This window comes from Zavarzinia sp., assembly GCF_041650655.1.
In the GTDB taxonomy this organism is placed as follows: Bacteria; Pseudomonadota; Alphaproteobacteria; order Zavarziniales; family Zavarziniaceae; genus Zavarzinia.
In genome coordinates this window covers 1-7,396 of the sequence record NZ_JBAZKR010000148.1, presented here as the reverse complement: position 1 = coordinate 7,396, position 7,396 = coordinate 1, and the positions used below count along the sequence as shown (strand labels likewise).

At 67.7% G+C, this 7,396-nt stretch carries 1 protein-coding gene; it reads right to left on the bottom strand.

The features are described 5' to 3' along the window. On the bottom strand, window positions 1-7,396 hold a 7,396-nt coding region (locus tag WC493_RS20680; protein WP_373068085.1), incomplete at both ends, for a beta strand repeat-containing protein.

Genomic DNA, 7,396 nt, shown 5'->3' with positions numbered 1-7,396 from the left:
CCATGTCTCGGCCGCAACCGGCGTGCCGGACAGCGTGACCGTCCTCACCCATACCGGATTGATGGCGTTGACCGGCGTGACCACCAGGGCCGGCGCTGCAATCGCTGCGCCGTTCTTCGCCAGCACCAGGGTCGTGCCCTCGACGATGGCCGAGTAGCCCGCCACAGCATTGACTTGCGCGGCCAGGCTGGCGACGACGTCGGCGAGGCTCATGCCGGCAGTCACCGTCAGCGACTTCGTCAGCGCCGTGTCATAAGTGAGGGTCCACATTTCGCCCGCGACCGGCACGCCGCTGAACAGCAGCGAGCGCGCATCGTTGGCCACGCCCTGATCGGTGACCGTGCCGGTGCCGACCGTGCCGCCGGCAACGATGCTGATGGCGCTCACCGCCGGCGCCGCGCCGTTGAGGCGCACGATCGTTACTTGCTCGCCTGCCGCCACCGCGGCGTGGGTAGCACCGAGGTTGGTGTTGATCAATTCGGCGAGCTTCAGGGCGATCCTGGCCGTGGTATCGACTACTTCAAGCTCGGTGCCTATGGTGACGGTGCTGGTGCCGACCACGACCGAGGCGAGGAAACCGTCGACGGTCAATTGCCAGGTGGAGGGGTTCAGCGGCGCGCCGCTCAGCGTCAGCACCCTGGCATTGCCGGCGCTCGACGCGGTGACGGTGCCGGCACTGCCCGGCCGGGTCACCGAGCTTGATACCGTGATTGGCGCCGCGCTGACGGAGACGATGATGAAGCTGTCGCCCGACGGCGTGATCACGCTCGTGATGAAGTCTGCCAGCCCGTCGATCTGGCCAGCCAGCGCCGCCGCGACTTGCTGCCGGGTCTCCGGCGTCGTGGTATTGATGGTCAGCGACTCGGTGTTGCCATTGACCGTTACCTGCCAGATCTCCCCGGCTTGTGGCGTGCCGCTCAGCACTGCCGTGGCGCTGCTGGCGGTCGCGATGCTGGCGGAACCGGCCAGACGCCCTGCCGGCAGCCCGGCAAGCTCGATCTCGAAGGCTGCGGCGAACACGCTGTTGGAGCGGCTCACGAGCATCAGCGTGGTGCCGACCGGGGACGCGACAATGTCGCCGGCTACCACGGCGTTGATCTTCGCGGCAAGCGCCTGGGCGATTTCCGCCGGCGTATCCACCCCGCTACCAGCATCGTCCAGGTTCAGCAGTTCGCCGACGACGACGGAGTAGATGTCGGCGCCGACCGTGAGACGCCAGATTTCGTCGCTAACCGGGTCGCCGCTCAGCGTCACCGCCACGGCGCTGCCACTGACGGGGGCAGCGATGGCGCCGCTGGTCGGCGTGGCCAGTGCCACCACTGCGTCGGCCTCGAAGGCGGCGCCGGCCAGTTCGCTGACATAGAGCGTCGAACCGGCGTAGAAGGCCGTGAAACTCGCCGGAGCGACCACGTTGATCGCCTTGGCGAAGGCGCGGCCGATGTCGTCCAGGCTCATGGCGGGCGCGCCGAGCGCAATCGTGTATTGCGTGCCGCCCTGAGTTGCAATCACGTTGCCTGCGCCGCGCGTCACCGAGTACTGGGTGCCGTTGAGCGTCACGATCCAGCGGTCGCCCGTGAGCGGCGTGCCGGACAGTGCCAGGCCGGCCGTGTTCGCGGTCTTCAGTGCCGTGCTGACGCTGGCGGCCGGGTCTACCGACACGGCGGCGCTGAAGGCCGTCGCACTGCCCAGCACCAGGTCGTTTCCGCTGACGGTCGCGGCAATCTGGTTGGCCACCGGGTCGCTCGAGTTCGCCAGTGCCAGCCTGAGGCCGTTGGCGATCAGGGCCAGGGTGTCGCCCGCCTTCGCCGTGTAGCTGGCGGCGGTGAAGGCATTGCCGATCTGCAGGTTCAGCACCCATTTCTCGCCGGCGATCACGGCGCCGGAAAGTGCGACTGTCGTGCCGGTGGCGGACGCCGTGGCCGCGACGTCGTTGCCGGCGGCACGGATCTGAACCGCAAGGCCGGCCGGGAACGTGCCACCGGCCGGATCGACGATCACCAGTGTCCGGCCCTCGACGCTTGCTGTCAGCAGCGGCGTTGCGGCCGAACCGGCAACGGCGCTCGCCAGTCCTTGTGCGATCTGCGCCAGGGAATCGACCGTGACCGCAACGCTCAGCGGCGCCGCGCCGTCGCGGTGCAGCGTCAGGGTCCAGATTTCGCCTTGCAGCGGGTCGCCGGTGAGCGTGATACTGGCCTGCGCCGGCAAGGCGCTGGAAGTGGCATCGATGGTCTGAAGGTTGCCGGAGCGCGATACGGTGGCGCGGAATTCAGGCCCGCTGGAGGCGATCGTCAAGGTGTTGCCCGTGACGCTGACCGAATAGGCGCCGGACAATGCGTTGAGCGCGTTGCGCAGGCCCAGCGCGATGTCCGCCAGCGGCTCTCTGACCGTGTAGCCGTATTCGTTGGCGCCGATCGCCACATACCAGCGCTCGCCTGCGACCGGCGTGCCGGATAGCGTCAGGGCGACCGATTCCGGCGTGGTGGCGTCGACCGTGATCGTGCTGCCGGTGCCGGCGGCGAGGGCCAGGGCGATGCTGAGCGTGATCGTCGGCCGAGTCAGCGGCGCAGCGCGGTCCACCACCACCACGGTATCGCCGACCGCGATGGCAATGTGGCTGGAGCCGCCGTTGATCGCCGCCGCAAGCAGAGCCGCGAGCTCGGCGTGGGTATCGGAGGCGGCGCCGATGAGGAAGCTGTAGTCCTGCCCGCCTACGGTGAAGGTCCATGTGTCGCCGGCCAGCAGCGTGCCCGAGAGGACGGCGGCAGCGGTGGCGCCCTTGAGTTCGGTCACCACCGCCGATGGCGCCGTCGCCGAGGTGACGATTTCGAAGCTTGCCTGGAAGCCAACGCCAGCCGCATTGACGATGACCACCACCGCACCGTCGGCGACCACCGTCAAGCCGCGGGTGCCGTTGATCTGCGCGGCCAGGGCGGCAGCGATGTCGTTCACCGTCACCGGGCCGCCGGAGGTATTCACCCGCACCGTGTAGCGATACAAGCCGTCGATGACGATGCTCCAGTCGTCGTTGTGGATCGGCGTGCCGGAGAGTTCGAGCAGCGTTGTCGTCGCGGTCAGCGAGTCGATGGTTTGGTCGGCGATGCGCAGCGTGTAGACCCCGGCTGCGGCCTGAACGTAGATGGTCTGCACCTCGGAAATGGACGGCATGCCAAGCCCGGTCAGCGTCGAACCGGTCAGACCGCCTGCATTGGCGTCGGATTCGGCACGGTCGTCGACATACAAGGTGTCGGTACCGGCGCCGCCGATGATGGTCAGCAGCGCGCGCACGGTTTCGAGCAGGCTGGCCGGCGCAGCGCCCAGGTGCGGCGCGGCGTCACTGCCGACGCTGAAGGAATCGTCGCCGGCCTCCCCGTCAATCGTGGTGTGGCCGTCGATGGACTGAACGTGGATCTCGTCGTTGCCGGCGCCGGTGAAGATGTTGGTCGCGCCGCTGTGCGTCGAGATCACGTGGAAGATATCGTTGCCGCGGCCCAGATCGACGTTGAGCACTTCGAGGTTGCGGTAGACGATACCGCCGGGCAGCGTACGGCCGGCAATCACCGTCGCGCCGGCCATGCCCAGACCGGTCAGGTGATCTTCGGTCAGCACGCCCTCGTCGTCGGCCGGGCTGTTGCCGTTGTAGATGGTGAGGGTGTCGACCTGATCGGCCTCATCGACGCGGGTGTTCAGATTGACCGGCCGGTAGAAGTACTCATTGCCCGCCAGCGGCGCATTGAACTCGCGCGTCTCGATGATCGACACCTGGCCGACCGGCGTCACCTCGATGGTGGAGACGAAGGCCTTGCCCGCCAGATTGACGATCACCACCTGCTTGCCAAGGGCTGTCGCGGTGAAGGTGACGATGCCGCCGGAAACGATGCTGTTGCTCAGTTCCCGCGCTACATCTTCCAGCGTCTCGCCGGCGGCGACGACGTGGGAGTGCGTGGTGGTGAAGGTGGCGTCGTCGAGGATGATGGTCCACACCTCGCCGGTGAAGGGCTTGGTGGCGAGCAGATCCACCAGTACCGCGGCGCCCGCCAGCGGCGCGTTGGCGACGTTGGCGAGTTCGAAATTGGTACCGGCCCGATTGACGATCAGAAGCTTGTCGCCGTCGACTTGGGCGATGAAGTCTTCCGGCGCATTGACGTTGATGGCCGCCGCCAGTGCCTTGATGACCTCGACCTTGGTGTCGGCAGCGCCGGTCACATAGGTATGTTGCGCGGCGGTTTCGCCGATCCGCAGCAGCAGCGTGAAGGTCAGGCCTTGTGCGAGCGTGCCGGACCCGGTCAATGTCGCGGCCGCGGTACCCGCACTCAGATCGACGCCGGTGGCGGCGAAGCGCGGATCCGTGACACCCGCCACCTGGTAGGCGCTCGGCGCGACTGCCGCGCCGGTCGGATCGATGATCACCAGGGTACGGCCCTCGGAAGTCGCGGCGTAGGCCCCAGCATTGATGCTCGTCGCAAGGGCGGCGGCAATGTCGGTGGTGGTCTCGTCGGCGGCCACGGTGTGGCTGTAGTTGACACTGTTGATGGTGACGCGCCAGACCTCGCCCACCACCGGCGAACCGGCCAGCACGGCGGTCCAGGCGCGTGGCGTGAGACCCGCGTCTTCCACCAACGCCTGGTTGCCGCTGATGACCGGTCCCGCGCCATCATCAGCCGGCGTGACGCCGATCGCGGCGGTGAAGCTTCCCGTGCTGGTCTTGACCAGCACCAGACGCTCGCCCTCGACCGACGCGACGAAGCCGGTCGCCGTGGCATTGATATTTTCAGCCAGCGCCGCGGCGATCCCCGCCAGATCGTCTCCCGCCACCACGTAGTAGTGATACGGCGACGCAGTACCGGTGGCCGGCGTCAGGGTCAGGCTCCACTTCTCGCCCGCCACCGGCGCGCCGACCAGCTCGATCGACCAGGCACCGCCGGCCGCTGTCGTCACGTCGTAGAGATCGGCCGTGCTGTCGAGTGCCGGGATGAAGCGGGAACTGGTAGCGAAGGCGGCGAAGCCGGTGGCGGTGGCGCCGCGTTGCACAATCACCATGGCCTTGCCGGTGGTGACGACATGGAAATCGGCCAGGCCGCCGATGCGGTCGGCGAAGATCGTCGCCAGCGCTTCGACGCTGTCGGCGACGATGCTCGCGCTGCCGACCGTGTAGCTGTCGCCGATCGAGACATCGAAGCGGGTGCCGGCCACTGTCAGCGACCAGATTTCACGCGGCTGCGGCGAACCGGTGAACGTCACTGTCGTCGCGCCCAGGGTATTCGAGGTGACCGTTGCCGGAATCGCCGCCGGCGCCGGGGCGATGGCGAAAGCCGCCGTCCACCAAGCGCTGCCGTCGCGACTGACGAAGGCGAGCTGATTGCCTTCCGCCATCGCCGTCAGCGCCGCCGGCCCGCCGGCATTGATCAGACGGGCGAATATCTCGGCGACGTTCTGCCGGGAGTTGGCGACGATCGAGAAATAGCTGTCTCCAATCGTCACGTTGAAGTCTTGCGTAGTGTTGTCGGCGCCGGTGAGGGTGATGGTCCAGATATGGCCATTGCTCAGCGTGCTCTCGAATTCGCCGATGAATGCGTGGCCCGTGGCTTCGATGCCGGTGAACGCACTGGTCGCCGTGCCCGGCACCGAAGCATTGGCGAAGGCTACTCCCCACGCCGCGCCATCACGGCTGACGACCACCAGACGATTGCCTTCGGTCGCCGCCAGCACGGCGGCCGGCCCGGTGGTGTTCACCATGCGCGCGAAAATCTCCACGATATTTTGCTGGGTATTGGCGACGATGGAGAAGTAGGTGTTGCCGACCGTCAGGCTGAAACTCTGGCTTGTGGCATTTGGCCCGGCGAGGCCCAGCGTCCAGATCTGGCCGGCAACCGGGGTGTTGCCGAAGACGGCGGCAAATGCGGCCGGCGGCGTGGCATCGATGCTGTAGCCGCTGACCGGCGTGACCGCTGTCTGCGGCACGAAGGCGGTTGCCGTCAGATCGGCGATCAGCAGTTGGGTGCCGTTGCTGGCTGCGGTGAAGCGGTCGAACGCGGTTTCCGTGACGAAGGCTGCCGCGCTGCCCTGCGTGATCTCGACACTCCAGGTTTCGGCATGCTTGAGGCTGGCGCTGGCAAAGTTCAGGGTGACCGTCGTCGCCGCGGTTGCCGCAAAGTTCACCACGTTGCTGGCGCCGTTCTTCAGCTTGGCGGTGATCGGGGCGCCAGCGGTGATGCTCAAGGTGAGGCCGCTGGCCGTCGCCACGTAGCTGCCGGCGGTGTTGATTGCGCGCGCCAGTCGGGCGACCAGGCCCTCGACCGTATTGTCGAAGCGGATCGCCTCGGCGAGCGCGGCGGCGATTTCGGCCAGTGTGTCGGTGCTCGCGTCCACCGTGACCTGATAGCTACGGCCGGCTAGCGTGACGGCCCAGACTTCGCCGGCGAGCGGGACACCGAATACCTGCACGGTCGCCGTTGGAGCGCCTGCCGCCACGGTGCGCGGCGTGGCCGGCGTCACACTGACCGCGGCGGTCACGGCCACGCCATTGCGGTTGATGATGACCAGCGTGCTGTCAGGCAGCGGGCCGTTCTCGTAGGTCGCGGTGTAGGCCGCGGCATTTAGATTGTCGGCATTCACCATCCCGGCGAAGGCTGCGGCGATCTCGTCCAGGGTATCCACCACCACGGTGTCGATGGTCGAACCGACGACCAACGCATAGTTCTGCGCGGCCAGCGCCAGCGACCAGGTTTCGCCAATCACCGGAATGCCGCTCAGCGTCACCGTCGCGGTGCGCGCGGTGGCCGGGTCGACCCCTGCCACGCCCGCCGCGGTCACGCCGAGCGTGGCCTGATAGGCGACGCCGCCGAGGCGGAATACCAGGATGCGGTCGGTGCCGCTGTCCGCCGTGTAGGGGCTCGCCGTATCGGCATTGACCAGGGCAACCAGTTCGTCGAGTACGGCCTGCAGGTCGGTGCCGGTGGCGAGGTGGCTGTAGCTCGTGACCGTGGACCCGGAAGTCAGCGTCAGCGTCCAGGTTTCGCCGGCAACCACCGTGGATCCGGCGGCATTCAGCGTCGCGGTGGTCGCCACGGTTTCGCCGATGCTGCCGGCCGAAACCTGGGTGAAGCTCGGACTGGCACCAAACGCGGCGCCGTTGCGATTGACCATGAACAGGCTGCCACCCTTGGCGGCTGCCGTGAAGCCGGCGGCGTCCGGATCGGTGGAGGCGTTGATCAGCGCCGCCAGCGCCGCCGCGACCTTGTCGGCGGTGTCGCCGGCCACCGCGGTGTAGCTGACCGTGGCTTTTTCGCCGCCGGCTGTCAGCGTCAGTTCCACGGCGAAGCGGTCGCCGGCGCGCAGCGTGCCGCTGACGACCGCGCCCGCCGTCGTGGCCGGCAGCGTGACCGGCGGCAGCGCAGAT